The 15,880-nt window shown below is 60.3% G+C and carries 12 protein-coding genes; 4 read left to right on the top strand and 8 right to left on the bottom strand.

Annotation, left to right across the window (positions count from 1 at the left end):
• Positions 1-88 precede the first annotated feature (88 nt).
• Both mfd and BLU25_RS22060 read left to right on the top strand, forming a co-directional pair.
• Positions 89-3,538 carry a transcription-repair coupling factor gene (mfd, locus tag BLU25_RS22065; protein ID WP_083369828.1) on the top strand — a complete coding sequence of 1,150 codons (3,450 nt, stop codon included), beginning with the start codon at positions 89-91 and terminating at the stop codon, positions 3,536-3,538.
• An 11-nt stretch (positions 3,539-3,549) separates the two neighbouring features.
• A complete protein-coding gene (locus BLU25_RS22060) occupies positions 3,550-6,252 on the top strand; it encodes a DEAD/DEAH box helicase (protein WP_016780057.1) in 2,703 nt (900 codons plus the stop codon).
• Between the two features lie 119 nt (positions 6,253-6,371).
• Here BLU25_RS22060 and BLU25_RS22050 read toward each other — a convergent pair whose 3' ends face one another.
• From BLU25_RS22050 to BLU25_RS22040, 3 genes are all read right to left on the bottom strand, one after another.
• On the bottom strand, positions 6,372-7,109 hold the full coding sequence (locus tag BLU25_RS22050) for an S-methyl-5'-thioinosine phosphorylase (RefSeq protein ID WP_016780056.1): 738 nt from the start codon (positions 7,107-7,109) through the stop codon (positions 6,372-6,374).
• A gap of 13 nt (positions 7,110-7,122) precedes the next feature.
• The gene (gene nagZ / locus BLU25_RS22045; RefSeq protein WP_172832043.1) at positions 7,123-8,121 is read right to left on the bottom strand and encodes a beta-N-acetylhexosaminidase; all 999 of its coding nucleotides are present in this window, start codon (positions 8,119-8,121) and stop codon (positions 7,123-7,125) included.
• 181 nt (positions 8,122-8,302) lie between these two features.
• On the bottom strand, positions 8,303-9,010 hold the full coding sequence (locus tag BLU25_RS22040; RefSeq protein ID WP_016780054.1) for a TetR/AcrR family transcriptional regulator: 708 nt from the start codon (positions 9,008-9,010) through the stop codon (positions 8,303-8,305).
• A 260-nt stretch (positions 9,011-9,270) separates the two neighbouring features.
• On the opposite strand from BLU25_RS22040, the gene lexA reads away from it, so the two are divergent.
• Entirely contained in the window at positions 9,271-9,879 is a 609-nt protein-coding gene (lexA, locus tag BLU25_RS22030) for a transcriptional repressor LexA (RefSeq protein ID WP_029611310.1), read from the top strand.
• An 11-nt stretch (positions 9,880-9,890) separates the two neighbouring features.
• Complete coding sequence (gene sulA / locus BLU25_RS22025; protein ID WP_016780052.1) at positions 9,891-10,364, top strand: SOS-induced cell division inhibitor SulA; 474 nt, start codon at positions 9,891-9,893, stop codon at positions 10,362-10,364.
• Positions 10,365-10,433: 69 nt separating this feature from the next.
• Here the strand turns inward: sulA and BLU25_RS22020 are convergent, their stop codons facing one another.
• From BLU25_RS22020 to fadA, 5 genes are all read right to left on the bottom strand, one after another.
• Positions 10,434-10,667 (bottom strand): hypothetical protein, encoded by a 234-nt coding sequence (locus BLU25_RS22020; protein WP_003446620.1) that lies wholly within the window; start codon positions 10,665-10,667, stop codon positions 10,434-10,436.
• 119 nt (positions 10,668-10,786) lie between these two features.
• Positions 10,787-11,308 (bottom strand): DUF6586 family protein, encoded by a 522-nt coding sequence (locus BLU25_RS22015; RefSeq protein WP_016780050.1) that lies wholly within the window; start codon positions 11,306-11,308, stop codon positions 10,787-10,789.
• Between the two features lie 308 nt (positions 11,309-11,616).
• Complete coding sequence (topA, locus tag BLU25_RS22010; RefSeq protein ID WP_016780049.1) at positions 11,617-14,244, bottom strand: type I DNA topoisomerase; 2,628 nt, start codon at positions 14,242-14,244, stop codon at positions 11,617-11,619.
• 114 nt (positions 14,245-14,358) lie between these two features.
• A complete protein-coding gene (locus tag BLU25_RS22005; protein WP_016780048.1) occupies positions 14,359-14,595 on the bottom strand; it encodes a DUF1653 domain-containing protein in 237 nt (78 codons plus the stop codon).
• A gap of 87 nt (positions 14,596-14,682) precedes the next feature.
• Complete coding sequence (fadA, locus tag BLU25_RS22000) at positions 14,683-15,858, bottom strand: acetyl-CoA C-acyltransferase FadA (protein WP_029611309.1); 1,176 nt, start codon at positions 15,856-15,858, stop codon at positions 14,683-14,685.
• Between the last annotated feature and the right edge of the window lie 22 nt (positions 15,859-15,880).

Genomic DNA, 15,880 nt, shown 5'->3' with positions numbered 1-15,880 from the left:
CGCAGCGGTTACAGACTGCAACTGACAGCCAACCCCTTGGCCCGTTACAATTGCCGACTTTGTCGCAACGCTTGGAGCTCAACCTTCCGTGCCCGTCCTGCGTCTACCGAAACTCCCTGCCACGGCAGGTAAACAGCACTGGAGCAATCTGCCCGGTGCCGCCCTGAGCCTCGCGATTGCCGAGGCCGCCAGCGCCGCCAGGCGCTTCACCCTGCTCCTGACCGCCGACAGCCAAAGTGCCGAACGCCTTGAGCAAGAGCTGAGGTTCTTTGCGCCCGAGTTGCCGGTGCTGCATTTCCCCGACTGGGAAACCCTGCCCTACGACCTGTTCTCGCCGCACCAGGACATCATCTCCCAGCGTATAGCCAGCCTTTATCGGTTGCCGGAGCTGAGTCATGGCGTTTTGGTAGTGCCGGTGACCACCGCCCTACATCGCCTGGCCCCGACCAAGTTCCTGCTCGGCAGCAGCCTGGTGCTGGATATCGGCCAGAAGCTGGACGTGGAGCAAATGCGCACCCGCCTTGAGGCCAGTGGCTATCGATGCGTCGATACCGTGTATGAACATGGCGAATTCGCCGTGCGCGGCGCGTTGATCGACCTGTTCCCGATGGGCAGCAAACTGCCTTACCGGATCGACCTGTTCGACGACGAAATCGAGACCCTGCGCACCTTCGACCCCGAGACCCAGCGCTCGATCGACAAGGTTGAATCGGTGCGCCTGCTGCCGGCGCGTGAGTTCCCGTTGCAAAAAGACGCGGTTACCCGCTTCAAGGCGCGCTTTCGCGAGCGTTTTGATGTCGACTTCCGCCGCTGCCCGATCTTTCAGGACTTGAGCAGCGGTATTACTCCCGCAGGTATCGAGTACTACCTGCCGCTGTTTTTCGATGAAACCTCGACCCTGTTCGACTATTTGCCGGCTGACACGCAAGTGTTCTCGCTGCCAGGCATTGAACAGGCCGCCGAGAACTTCTGGTCTGACGTACGCAACCGCTACGAAGAGCGCCGCATCGATCCGTCGCGGCCACTGTTACCGCCGGCCGAATTGTTCCTGCCGGTTGAAGACTGCTTCGCCCGTCTTAAAAGCTGGCCGCGGGTGGTTGCCAGCCAGGATGACGTGGACACCGGCAGCAGCCGTGAACGCTTCCCGGCACAACCGCTGCCCAACCTGGCCATCGAAGCCAAGGCCAACCAGCCATTGGCGGCCCTGTCCGGTTTCCTCGAACAGTTTGATGGCCGAGTGCTGTTTACCGCCGAATCGGCCGGTCGCCGCGAAGTGCTGCTCGAACTGCTGGAACGCCTCAAGCTGCGGCCTAAAACAGTCGACAGCTGGCCCGATTTCGTGGCCAGCAAACATCGCCTGGCGATCACAATTGCCCCGCTGGATGAAGGCCTGCTGCTGGACGACCCGGCGCTGGCACTGATTGCCGAAAGCCCGCTGTTCGGTCAGCGCGTGATGCAGCGCCGGCGCCGGGAAAAACGCGCCGACGCCAATAACGATGCGGTGATCAAGAACCTCACCGAGCTGCGCGAAGGCGCCCCCGTGGTGCATATCGACCACGGTGTGGGCCGTTATCAGGGCCTGGCGACCCTGGAAGTGGACAATCAGGTGGCCGAGTTCCTGACCCTGGAATACGCCGAAGGCGCCAAGCTCTATGTGCCCGTGGCCAACCTGCACCTGATCGCCCGCTACACCGGCAGCGATGATGAACTGGCGCCGCTGCACCGCCTGGGCTCGGAAACCTGGCAAAAAGCCAAGCGCAAGGCCGCCGAGCAAGTGCGCGACGTGGCTGCCGAGCTGCTCGACATCTACGCCCGCCGTGCCGCCCGCGAAGGTTATGCCTTTGCCGATCCGAAAGCCGATTACGCCACGTTCAGCGCCGGCTTCCCGTTCGAAGAAACCCCGGACCAGCAGACCACCATCGAAGCCGTACGCGCCGACATGCTGTCGCCCAAGCCGATGGACCGCCTGGTGTGCGGCGACGTCGGCTTCGGCAAGACCGAAGTGGCCATGCGCGCGGCATTTATCGCCGTCCACGGTGGCCGTCAGGTGGCCATTCTGGTGCCCACCACCCTGCTCGCCCAGCAGCACTACAACAGCTTCCGCGACCGTTTTGCCGACTGGCCGGTGACAGTGGAGGTGATGAGCCGCTTCAAGTCGGCCAAAGAGATCAACCAGGCGGTGGCCGACCTGGCCGAAGGCAAGATCGATATCGTGATCGGCACCCACAAGCTGCTGCAGGACGACGTCAAGATCAAAAACCTGGGCCTGGTGATCATCGACGAGGAACACCGCTTCGGCGTGCGCCAGAAAGAACAGCTCAAGGCCTTGCGCAGTGAAGTCGACATCCTGACCCTCACCGCCACGCCCATCCCGCGCACGCTGAACATGGCCGTATCGGGCATGCGCGACCTGTCGATCATCGCCACGCCACCGGCCCGCCGGCTGTCGGTGCGCACGTTCGTCATGGAACAGAACAAAAGCACGGTCAAAGAGGCGCTGCTGCGTGAGTTGCTGCGCGGCGGGCAGGTCTACTACCTGCACAACGACGTCAAGACTATCGAGAAATGCGCCGCCGAACTGGCCGAGCTGGTGCCTGAAGCACGGATCGGCATCGGTCACGGGCAGATGCGCGAACGCGAACTCGAACAGGTGATGAGCGACTTTTATCACAAGCGCTTCAACGTGCTGATCGCCTCGACCATCATCGAGACCGGGATCGACGTGCCCAGCGCCAACACCATCATCATCGAGCGCGCCGACAAGTTCGGCCTGGCGCAACTGCACCAGCTGCGCGGTCGCGTCGGGCGCAGCCACCACCAGGCCTATGCTTACCTGCTCACGCCGCCGCGCCAGCAGATTACCGGCGACGCGCAAAAACGCCTGGAGGCCATCGCCAATACCCAGGACCTGGGTGCCGGTTTTGTCCTGGCCACCAATGACCTGGAAATCCGCGGTGCTGGCGAATTGCTGGGGGATGGTCAAAGCGGCCAGATCCAGGCGGTCGGCTTTACCCTGTACATGGAAATGCTCGAGCGTGCGGTCAAGTCGATCCGCAAGGGCGAGCAGCCCAACCTCGACCAGCCGCTGGGCGGTGGCCCGGAAATCAACCTGCGGGTACCCGCGCTGATTCCCGAGTCGTACCTGCCGGATGTGCATGCGCGACTGATCCTCTACAAGCGCATCGCATCGGCCACCGATGAAGAGGGCCTCAAGGACTTGCAGGTGGAGATGATCGACCGCTTTGGCCTGCTCCCCGAGCCGACCAAGAACCTGGTGCGCATCACCCTGCTCAAGCTGCAGGCCGAGCAACTGGGCATCAAGAAAGTCGACGCCGGCCCGCAAGGCGGACGCATCGAGTTTGCCGCCGATACCCCGGTCGACCCGATGGTGTTGATCAAATTGATCCAGGGCCAGCCCAACCGCTACAAGTTCGAGGGCGCAACCCTGTTCAAGTTCATGGTGCCGATGGAGCGCCCGGAAGAACGCTTCAATACCATTGAGGCGCTGTTCGAGCGTCTGACGCCGAAGTCTTCCTGAATGAAAAACCCATGCCCCTGAGCCCCACTGCCCGACTGACCAAGCCGCTTGCCGCGACTTGGGTCAGTCGCTTCAAGGAACAAAGCCTTGAGCGTGGCCGACGCTACGCCAAGGAAAATCGGGTCAGGATCGTCCAGATCGGCGACAGACTGATTACCGCCAGCTGTCAGGGCTCGGGTGAAAACACTTACCGCCAGACCATTGAACTGCGCGAGTCGGCCAAAGGCACCTTGCTGCTGGTCAGCGCTCACTGCACCTGCCCTGTGCGGGTCAATTGCAAGCACACCGCTGCTGTCTTACTGAAGATTGAAGAAACCTTGAACTACCCCGCCGCCGCTCAGGATGCCGAGCTTCTGGAAAAGCTCCAGGCCGTACTCGACTCACGTCGCCCCAACAATCTGCCCGAGCAACTGGTCGACGACGTGCAACCCGTGCCGCGGCTGTGGCTGGCGAGTGCCGAATTCAGCGCCTTCGAGCCGCGCAACGGCAGGATGCAGCGCTATATCCAGCACCGTGCCGCCCTGTCGTTCAACTACCTGGACCAGTACGTCAGCGGGCAAAAGAACGCCGACGTCCTGCTGCGCCAGGAACAGCAAACCCTGCGCATCAAGCGCAAGCCCGAGGTCGAAAACCTCTACCGCGAGCAACTGCGCAGCCTGGGTTTCAAAATCGCCACGCGTCAGAGCAAGGCGCTGCCGGAAAGCGCTGGCGAGCTGTTTGAGCTGGTCAATGACAGCGCCTGGCTGAATTTCACCCTCAACCAGCTGCAGAGCCTGAGCGATCAGGGCTGGGAGTTGCAGATCGATGAAGATTTCGGCTTTGACCTGACCCCGGTCGAAGACTGGTATGCCACTGTCGATGAAGCCCCGGAGCGCGACTGGTTCGACCTGGAGCTGGGCATCATCGTCAATGGCCAGCACCTGAGCCTGCTGCCGATCCTGCTCAACCTGATGCGCTCCCACAGCGACCTGCTCAACCGCGAAAAACTGGCCCGACGCAAGGATGACGAACTGATCCTGGTGAATATCCCGGCCAACCCGGCCAGCGGCCATGGTCCGCTGCAGGTTGCGCTGCCGTATGGGCGACTCAAACCGGTACTGGCCACTCTGGACGAGTTTTATCTGGGCGAGCCGGACGCCACTTCGCTGCGGATCAAAAGTGCCGATGCACCGCGCCTCAACGCGCTGGATGCCCTGCCCTTGCGCTGGGAAGGCGGCGAGCAGATTCGCGGCTTCGCCCAGCGCCTGCGTGACATCAAGGATTTCAGCGTCGAAGCCCCCGAAGGGCTCAATGCCAATTTGCGCCCTTATCAGCTCGAAGGCCTGAGCTGGATGCAGTCCTTGCGCCAGCTGGAGGTGGGCGGCGTGCTGGCCGATGACATGGGCCTGGGCAAAACCCTGCAAACATTGGCGCATATTCTGTGCGAAAAGAACGCTGGCCGCCTGGATCGCCCGGCGATGGTGGTGATGCCCACCAGCCTGATCCCCAACTGGCTGGACGAGGCCGCGCACTTCACCCCGCAGCTCAAGGTGCTGGCGCTGTATGGCGCCACGCGCAAAAAGCACTTTGCGCACCTCAATGACTACGACGTGATCCTGACCACCTACGCCTTGCTGCCCAAGGACATCGAGCACCTGGCAAAACTGCCGCTGCACCTGCTGGTGCTGGACGAGGCGCAGTACATCAAGAACCCCGGCAGCAAGGCCACCGAGGCCGCCTGCGAGCTGGTTGCACGCCAGCGCCTGTGCCTGAGCGGCACCCCGCTGGAAAACCACCTCGGCGAGCTGTGGTCGCTGTTCCACTTCCTGCTGCCCGGCTGGCTGGGCGACGTCAAGACCTTCAACCGCGACTACCGGGTGCCCATTGAGCGCCAGGGCAGCGACGAGCGCCTGCAGCACCTCAATGCGCGGATCAAGCCGTTCTTGCTGCGCCGCACCAAGGAGCAGGTCGCCACCGAACTGCCGCCCAAGACCGAAATCATCCACTGGGTCGATCTCAACGAGGCCCAGCGTGACGTATACGAAACCATGCGCCTGGCGATGGATAAAAAAGTGCGCGACGAAATCACCCGCAAAGGCGTGGGGCGCAGCCAGATCATCATTCTTGAAGCACTGCTCAAGCTGCGCCAGGTGTGTTGCGACCTGCGCCTGGTCAGCGACACCCCGCCGAAAAAAGGCAGCACCTCAGGCAAGCTCGACAGCCTGATGCTGATGCTCGAAGAGCTGTTTGCCGAAGACCGACGCATCCTGCTGTTTTCACAATTCACCTCGATGCTGGGGCTGATCGAGGCTGAGCTGAAAAAACGCAAGGTGCCCTACGCCATCCTCACCGGGCAAACCCGCGACCGGCGCACGCCGGTCAAGGACTTCCAGAGCGGCAAGCTGCAGATCTTCCTGATCAGCCTCAAGGCGGGTGGCGTTGGCTTGAACCTGACCAAAGCCGACACGGTGATTCACTACGACCCGTGGTGGAACCCGGCGGCAGAAAACCAGGCCACCGACCGTGCCTACCGCATTGGCCAGGAAAAACCGGTGTTTGTGTACAAGATGATTGCCCGCGGCACCGTTGAAGAGAAAATCCAGCACTTGCAGCAGGAGAAATCGGATTTGGCGGCAGGAGTACTGGACGGGCGAATAGCCGGGGACTGGAAACTGCAGGACGACGACATCGACGCATTGTTTGCGCCGCTGCCGCCTAAAACTGAAAAGCGCTGAAAATTGCACACCCCTATTGTGGGAGCGGGCTTGCTCGCGATGGTATCGCCTCGGTGTTTCAGACAGGCCGAGGCGCCTGCATCGCGAGCAAGCCCGCTCCCACAAGTCATCTGTAAGTTTTAGCCCGCCAGAACCCGCGCCAACGTCGCTTTTACCTTGCCCATGCCGTCATGCAGCGCCTGCTCGATTTCAGCCATGGTGATAATCGCCGTCGACTTGCCCGCCGCCGGGTTGACCACCAGCGCCAGGCACGCGTAATCCAGTTCCAGCTCACGGGCCAGAGCCGCTTCCGGCATGCCGGTCATGCCCACAATGTCGCAACCGTCACGCTCAAGACGAGCAATCTCTGCCACGGTCTCAAGACGCGGCCCCTGGGTCGCGGCATAAACGCCGTGGCTGCTGTAGGAACACCCCTCGGATGCCAGCGCGCCAATCAACTGTTCACGCAACGACTCGGTGTAGGGATAGCTGAAGTCGATATGGGTCACATGCTCCAGATCTCCCGCGAAATAGGTATGTTCGCGGCCGCTGGTGTAGTCGATCAACTGGTGCGGCACACAGAAATGCCCGGTACCCATCGCCATGTGGATACCACCCACCGCATTGACCGCCAGAATCGCCTCGGCCCCGGCCTGTTTCAACGCCCACAGGTTGGCGCGGTAGTTGACCTGATGCGGCGGCACCCGGTGCGGGTGGCCGTGGCGGGCCAGGAACAACACTTCGCGCCCGCCGAATTCACCGATCTGGATATCGGCCGAGGTCGGCCCGTAAGGCGTGTCCAGCGCCAGGGAGCGGCTGATGGTCAGGCCTTCCAGCTGGGTAAGCCCCGTGCCGCCGATAATTGCGTAAACCGTCATTGAGGCAGATCCCTTAATCAATTAATTGAGCATCTTTGAGTGCGCCCATCGCTACCCGCCAGCGCGGGTTCTGCCGATAATCGGTGCTGGCCCAGGCCTGACCGCGCATGCGCGCAATGCGCGGCGACGGCGTGACCTTCAGGCGCTGGGCCGCAGTCAGCGCCAGCTCTGCCGATGCACGGTCGTTGCACACCAGCCCCATATCGCAACCGGCCGTCAGGGCCGCCTCGATACGGCTGGCAGCATCACCGACAACATGGGCACCTGCCATCGACAGGTCGTCACTGAAAATCACCCCGTCGAACTGCAGCTCGCCGCGCAAGATATCCTGCAGCCAGCGGCGGGAGAAGCCTGCTGGCTGGCTGTCGACTTGCGGATAGATCACATGGGCCGGCATGACGGCTGCCAGTTGCTTGCTCAGCCGGGCAAAAGGTACGAGATCATGGGCACGGATCTGCTCCAGGCTGCGCTCATCTGTAGGGATGGCTACATGAGAATCAGCTTCAGCCCACCCGTGCCCCGGAAAATGCTTACCGGTGGCAGCCATGCCCGCGTCGTTCATCCCGCGAATAAATGCCCCGGCCAAAACAGCGGCGCGCTCGGGGTCGCCCTCGAACGAGCGGCTGCCCACCACCGCACTGCGCTGGTAGTCCAGGTCCAGAACCGGGGCAAAGCTCAAGTCCAGCCCCACCGCCAGTACTTCAGTGGCCATGATCCAGCCACATTGCTCGGCCAGATACTCGGCATTGGGGTTGTCGGCAATCGCGCGCATGGCAGGCAGGCGCACAAAGCCCTGACGCAGGCGCTGCACCCGGCCGCCTTCCTGGTCCACCGCCAGCAGCAGGTCCGGGCGCACGGCGCGAATAGACGCACTCAACTCACGCACCTGGCGCGGGTGTTCGATATTGCGTGCAAAGATGATCAACCCACCCACTTCAGGCTGGCGCAGCAATTGCCGGTCTTCAGCCGTCAGCCAGGTACCGGCGACGTCTACCATCAAGGAGCCTTGCAAGGCAGAACTCATGGGAAATCCTTAAGAAAGAGAGCGCTTGTTGCCCGGTCCGGATGCGCGGGCACGGGCCTGCGCGCCGCACTCCAGAGAGGCAGCGACGAATCGACAGACGGGAACAAGACAGGGCTGGGCATGGCAGCTAGCTTAGCGGAACAAAGCTGCCGCGCCCACCCGCAGCAGGTCAAACCTTGGCGCTGACCGGTGCGGTTTTACTGCGCGGGCGAAGCTGGGCACTGGCCATTGCCGGATCCGTGACACCGCTCTCGGCACGCATGCCGGCCGCGAGGAACGGCACCATCAGGCGCATCACCTGCTCGATCGAGGTGTTGACGCCAAAATCGGTCTCGGCAATGGCACGCAACGCCTTGATCCCGGACATGCTGAAGGCCGCGGCGCCGAGCATGAAATGCACGCGCCAGAACAGCTCGATGGGCGGGATCTGCGGGGCTGCTTCGTTGACCAGCAACATGTAGCGACGGAACACCTTGCCGTACATGTCTTCAAGGTAGCGGCGCAAGTGGCCCTGGCTCTGGCTGAAGGCCAGCCCCAGCAAACGCATGAAGATCGACAGGTCGTTGCCGCTGCGTGGCTGGATCACCAGCGCCTGCTCGACCAGCATCTCCAGCAACTCCTCAAGCGTCGGACGATTCTCCGGCTTGCCCTGACGGCGCTCCAGCTCACGGTCCAGGTTGGCACAGAATGGCCCCAGGAAGCGTGAGAACACCGCCTGGATCAGCGCTTTCTTTGAACCAAAATGGTAATTGACCGCCGCCAGATTGACCCCGGCCTTGCTGGTAATCAGCCGCAATGAGGTTTCAGCAAACCCTTTTTCCGCGAACAGCTGCTCGGCAGCATCAAGGATACGTTCAACGGTTTCCGACTGGGCCATGACTACTCCGCCTGACAAACATTTAAACACTTGTTTGAAACATACGTTTCAGCTTGTGAAAAGTCAAGATGACGTATTCGTTTTGCGACCGGGCGGTTTCGCATTTAACCACAGCCTCGGCCAGCCAGGCCCCACCTGATAAAGTGCGGGCCACGCGACCTGGCAATGACCGTCCAGCGGACTGCCGGAAATGGATGATTGCCAATACGCCTTCACTGTATATAATCCCAGTCACTGTATAAAAAGACAGAGCGATCATCATGTTAAAACTGACGCCACGCCAAGCTGAGATCCTGGCTTTCATCAAGCGATGCCTGGATGACAACGGATACCCGCCCACCCGTGCCGAGATCGCACAGGAACTGGGTTTCAAGTCCCCCAATGCCGCCGAAGAACATCTCAAGGCCCTGGCCCGCAAGGGCGCCATCGAGATGACTCCAGGCGCCTCACGGGGCATTCGCATCCCGGGCTTTGAAGCCAAGGCTGACGAATCCACCCTGCCCATCATCGGACGTGTCGCTGCCGGCGCGCCGATCCTGGCGCAGGAACATGTCGAAGAGTCCTGCAACATCAACCCGACCTTCTTCCATCCGCGGGCCGATTACCTGCTGCGCGTACAGGGCATGAGCATGAAGGACGTCGGCATCTTCGACGGTGACCTGCTGGCTGTACACACCTGCCGCGAAGCGCGCAACGGCCAGATTGTGGTGGCACGCATCGACGACGAAGTGACCGTAAAACGCTTCAAGCGTGAAGGCAGCAAAGTCTGGCTTATCGCTGAAAATCCGGATTTTGCCCCTATTGAAGTCAATCTCAAGGAGCAGGAACTGGTTATTGAAGGCCTGAGCGTCGGCGTTATTCGCCGCTAATAGGAGGCGTCATGCAGTTTCCCCACACACCGCTGCCAGCACAACTCACCCTGTTCGAGGCGTTTATGGCACAACCCATGACACCGGCAATCCAGGGCGTGCTCGACTCACCCTGGAGCGCCGACCCTGAAGTATTCAGTGAACTGTCGCTACGCGGTGCCGCCGGAAACTGCCTGAACCTGCTTGCCCCCATGTTGCGCGAACTGAGCGAGCAACAAAACGCCCGCTGGCTGACCCTGATCGCACCGCCTGCAAGCCTGACCCAAAGCTGGCTGCGCGACGCCGGGCTGAACCGCGAGCGCATTCTGCTGCTGCAGCCCAACGGCAATAAAAGCGCCTTGCAGCTCACCTGCGAAGCACTGCGCCTGGGCCGCAGCCACACAGTGGTCAGCTGGATCAACCCGCTGGCCAGTGCTGCGCGTCAACAGTTGATCAGCGCTGCGCGTACCGGCAACGGGCAAAGCCTGAATATTCGTTTGGGCTAAACAACCGACGCCGCCACAGGGCCAGTGCAGAACGCACTTGCCTGACTGTGGCACCGGATCCGGGAGCGCTTAATGAAGAATGCGCGGCCCATCGTCTTTTTCAAGCTCGCCTTCGGCCAGCCGACCCGCCATTTGTACACCGACGCTAAGCATGGCTTTAGCCACCTCAACGTGCTGCCCCTGAAGAAAAGCCTTGGCATCTTCAGAAAAATTCAGCGTGACCAAAGACCCTTCGTCTTCAGCACGGCGCAACTCGATGCGGCCGTCTGGCAACTCGACAATTTCTAGAAAGGACGTTGGCATATAAATGTGTTCTCCACGAAAGCGTGGGAGTATATCAGCCATCCTGCTGAAAATTCCCAGGATCTGTAGTGCTTAGGCCTACAGACTGATGAATGACTGTACCGTTTCGCTTTTGACCCTCAGCACTCGTTGAGTCCGTCACGGAACCGAATGGCCAGCGCCTTGAGGTTCTGGCGCCACTCTTCCAGGGTTTCGCGGCTTAGCCCCAGCGGCGCCTCGTCCTCCAGGTTGACCGTATCGATCAAAGGCTGGAACACATCCACCTTGACCTTTTTCGGCGCCTGCAGGGGCTGATAGAGCGCGGCATGGGTGGCCACCAACTGCGCCAGCCAGGTTTGCGGCGCGCAAGCCAGCTCGACCAGCTCTGCCAGCTCAGGGATGGCCTTCTCGTCCAGCACCTGGCGGGTGAGCAGCAACTCGACCCGTGGCGCGCTGGCTTGAGACAGGCGATAAAACCCCGCTATCTCATGGCACAAGCCAAGCAATGCGCCATACAGGTGGAAAATCGCCGATTCGCGTTCAGCCTGAACCAGCGCCTGAGCATTCATGGCCCGCCCTTCACTCGCCTTGTTCATGGCCTCCAGGGCCAGGCCAGCGAAATAGATCTTCTGATTGGTACGGGTATAGAGTTCGTGAGCCATGGGGGCGCTCCACAACGAATGGATAAAGGCAGGTGGTGCAGTCTCAGGGATCAAGGCGTGCTGGCGCAAGCGTTGCACATAGGTCTCGTAGCAGCTGCCGAGGAACGAAGGCTGCGTTCGGCGACGCAGTCGTCGTAAAACTAGAGCGCTCAATATTGCTGACACACCGAGTCGCCTGACTTACGACGGCTTCGCCGCCGAACGCAGCCTCGTTCCTTCGGCAGCTGCTACAAACCTTCTAGCCAAAACAAAAAACCGCGCAAGGCATGCAGCCCTTGCGCGGTTTTTGATTCAGCGATCAGCTCGGATCAGGCGTCTTTTTCTTTACGCTTGTCTTCAACCTTCCAGGCCTTGCCGTCGTAGAACGCACGCCAGCCAGTCGGTTTGCCATCCACTTCAGTCTGCACGTACTGCTCTTTGGTTTTGCGACTGTAGCGGATCACTGCCGGGCGGCCATCCGGGTCTTTCTTCGGTGCCTCACACAAGAAGTGGTACTTGGGATCGATTTCGTCCTTGTGAGGAAGAATCTCGATCACCAGCGGTGCGCGGGTCTCACGGTTTTTCGGGAACTGGCTGGCCGCCAGGAACAACCCCGAAGCACCATCACGCAAGATATACGTGTCGTTGACCTTCTCGCACTTAAGCTCCGGCATTTTCACCGGGTCCATTTTCGGCGGCGCCGCTTCACCGCTTTTCAGCAGTTTGCGAGTGTTTTTGCATTCGGCATTGGTACAGCCGAAGAACTTGCCGAAACGCCCGGTTTTAAGCTGCATCTCGCTGCCGCACTTGTCGCACTCCAGGCTCGGCCCTTCGTAGCCCTTGATGCGGTAGTTGCCTTCTTCGATCTCATAGCCAACACAATCCGGGTTGTTACCGCAGATGTGCAGCTTGTGCTTCTCGTCCAGCAGGTAGGCATCCATCGCGGTGCTGCAGATCGGGCAACGGTGCTTGCCCAACAGTACCAGCGACTCGGACTCGCCTTCGTCGTCCGCGGCGATTTCATCACCCGGCACCAGGTTGACCGTGGCCTTGCAGCGTTCTTTAGGCGGCAGGCTATAGCCCGAGCAACCCAGGAAAACGCCGGTCGATGCTGTACGAATCTGCATCGGACGACCGCATTCCTTACACGGGATGTCAGTCATTACCGGCTGGTTGGCGCGCATGCCGCCTTCCGGCGCCGCCGCTACTTCGAGCTTCTTTTTGAAGTCGCCGTAGAACTCGTCCAGCACGTTTTTCCAGTCGCGCTCACCCTGCGCCACGTCATCGAGGTTCTCTTCCATGCCGGCCGTGAAGCCGTAGTCCATCAGGTCGGAGAAGCTCTCGGACAGGCGCTCGGTAACGATGTCGCCCATTTTTTCGGAGTAGAAACGGCGGTTATGCAGCGCCACGTAACCACGGTCCTGAATGGTCGAGATAATCGCCGCATAGGTCGAAGGACGACCGATGCCACGTTTTTCCATCTCTTTTACCAGGCTGGCTTCGGAGTAACGCGCAGGAGGCTTGGTAAAGTGCTGGCTCGGGTCGAGCTCGATCAGCTTCAGGGCATCGCCCTGGGCCATGTCCGGCAGTACGTCATCGTCGCCCGGCTTGGCAATTTGCGGCATGACACGGGTGTAACCGTCGAATTTGAGGATGCGGCCCTTGGCACGCAGCTCAAAATCACCGGCCGCCACCGTGACGGTGGTCGACAGGTATTTGGCCGGCAGCATCTGGCACGCCACGAATTGACGCCAGATCAGCTCGTAGAGGCGCTCAGCGTCGCGCTCCATGCCCGTCAGCTTGCTCGGGTGCATGTTTACGTCAGAAGGACGAATCGCTTCGTGAGCCTCTTGTGCGCCCTCCTTGCTGCTGTACACGTTCGGCGCCGGCGGCAGGTAGTCCGCGCCAAATTCGCCTTCAATGTAGGTGCGCGCCATCTCGACCGCATCGGCCGAGAGGTTGGTGGAGTCGGTACGCATATACGTGATGTAGCCCGCTTCATACAAACGCTGGGCCATCATCATGGTTTTCTTCACCCCGTAGCCCAGGCGATTGCTCGCTGCCTGTTGCAGGGTGGAGGTAATGAAAGGTGCCGACGGCTTGCTGCTGGTCGGTTTGTCTTCACGCTTGACGATGCTGTAGTTCGAAGCCTTGAGCTTCTCCAGCGCAGCCATTGCCTGCGCTTCGTTCAGCGGCTTGAACGCCTCGCCTTTTTCGCGGGCCACGTCGAAACGCACCTTCGCACCCTTGGCGGTACCAAGGTCGGCGTGGATTTCCCAGTATTCTTCAGGGTTGAACGCACGGATCTCGCGCTCACGCTCCACCACCAGCTTCACGGCCACCGATTGCACGCGACCTGCCGACAAGCCACGGGCAACCTTGGCCCACAGCAGTGGCGAAACCATGTAGCCCACTACGCGATCGAGAAAGCGGCGAGCCTGCTGGGCGTTAACGCGGTTGATATCCAGCTCGCCCGGTTTGGAGAAGGCTTCCTGAATCGCTTTCTTGGTGATTTCGTTGAACACCACGCGCTTGTAGCGGGTGTCATCACCACCGATGGCTTCGCGCAGGTGCCAGGCAATGGCTTCCCCCTCGCGATCCAAGTCGGTTGCGAGATAGATGGTGTCAGCATCCTTGGCGAGCCGGCGCAGCTCTTCGATGACCTTTTCCTTGCCAGGCAGGATCTCGTACTTGGCTTTCCAGCCGTGTTCGGGATCAACGCCCATGCGCGAGATCAGCTGCTTTTGAGCCTTCTCTTTCGGCGACAGGGCCGGCGCTTCGCCCGCCGCTGCCTTGCCACGCTTGGCAGCCGGTTCTTTGCTGGCGCTAGCCGAACCGCTGGTGGGCAGGTCTCGGATATGGCCGATACTCGACTTCACCACGTACTCGTTGCCCAAGTACTTGTTGATGGTCTTGGCCTTAGCCGGGGATTCCACAATGACCAGCGATTTGCCCATGGATCAGAAAATTCCTGAATTCTAGAAGTGAAAGGCGGTTCGCGCCTGACGCGGCACCGCTATATATAGTGGCTACAAGGTGAGGTCAAGCACAGGGTTCTGCGCGACCTTGCCTTATGGCCTTGAAAAAACGCTGGGTTCGGCCTGAATCAGGGCAAAGCGCGGGACCTGTTCGCCCTCCACCACCACCGATTCCAGGAACATGCTCAGCGGGCGCACCCAAAAGCCGTAATCGCCATACAGGGCTTGGTAAAACACTACGTCCTCTTCGGTTTCGGAGTGGCGTGCCACACTGAATACCCGATATTGCGGACCTTTGTAATGTTGATAGAGCCCAGGTTGTAGCGGCATGTTGCGGCCCCTCTGCAAAATAAAAAAATAAATCCGCTTAAAAACAAAAACCGGGGCACAAGGCCCCGGCTTCCATCATCGCAACGCTTAGACGCGTTCGAAGACGGTGGCAATGCCCTGGCCAAGACCAATGCACATGGTGGACAACCCGAAGGTGCCGCCATTTTGCTTCATTACATTGAGCAAAGTGCCAGAGATACGAGCGCCCGAGCATCCAAACGGGTGACCCAGTGCGATGGCACCGCCGTGCAGGTTAACCTTCTCATTCATCTTGTCGAGCACTTTCAAATCTTTCAGCACCGGCAGGGCCTGTGCAGCGAAAGCTTCGTTGAGCTCAATGAAGTCGATATCGGCCATATTCAAGCCTGCACGCTTCAACGCTTTTTGCGTAGCCGGTACTGGACCATAGCCCATGATCGCAGGATCCACACCGGCAACTGCCATCGAGCGGATCACGGCCAGCGGCTCAAGACCCAGGTCTTTTGCACGCTGGGCCGACATCACGATCATGCACGAAGCACCGTCAGTGATTTGCGACGAAGTGCCGGCAGTCACGGTACCGCCTTTAGGGTTGAACGCAGGTTTCAACGCCGCCAGGCTTTCCAGGGTGGTATCTGGACGGATAGTTTCATCGTAGTCGAAAATTTTCAGGAAGCCGTTTTCGTCATACCCCTGCATCGGGATGATTTCGTCCTTGAACTTGCCTTCTACCGTCGCCTTGTGGGCGAGCTGGTGAGAACGCACGGCAAAGGCATCCTGCTGCTCACGGCTGATGCCGTGCATCTTGCCCAGCATTTCTGCGGTCAAACCCATCATGCCCGAGGCTTTCGCCGCGTACAGCGACATGTGCGGGTTAGGGTCGACACCGTGCATCATGCTCACGTGACCCATATGCTCGACGCCACCCACCACGAAAACGTCACCGTTGCCGGTCATGATCGCTTGCGCAGCTGTGTGCAGGGCGCTCATCGACGAACCGCACAGGCGGCTCACAGTCTGTGCTGCCGAGGTATGCGGGATCTGGGTCATCAACGACGCCATGCGCGCGATGTTCCAGCCCTGCTCCAGGGTCTGGTTCACACAGCCCCAGATCACGTCTTCCACTTCGCTCGGGTCAACCTTGCTGTTGCGCTCCAGCACTTTGCTGATCAGGTGCGCGGACATGTCTTCAGCACGGGTGTGGCGGTGCATGCCACCCTTGGAGCGGCCCATCGGGGTGCGACCGAAGTCTACAATCACCACGTCTCTAGGATTCAAGCTCATAATTTCACTCTCACTCTAATGG

It is taken from the genome of Pseudomonas fragi (assembly GCF_900105835.1).
Lineage (GTDB): Bacteria > Pseudomonadota > Gammaproteobacteria > Pseudomonadales > Pseudomonadaceae > Aquipseudomonas > Aquipseudomonas fragi.
This window is presented reverse-complemented; position numbering and strand designations above follow the sequence as displayed.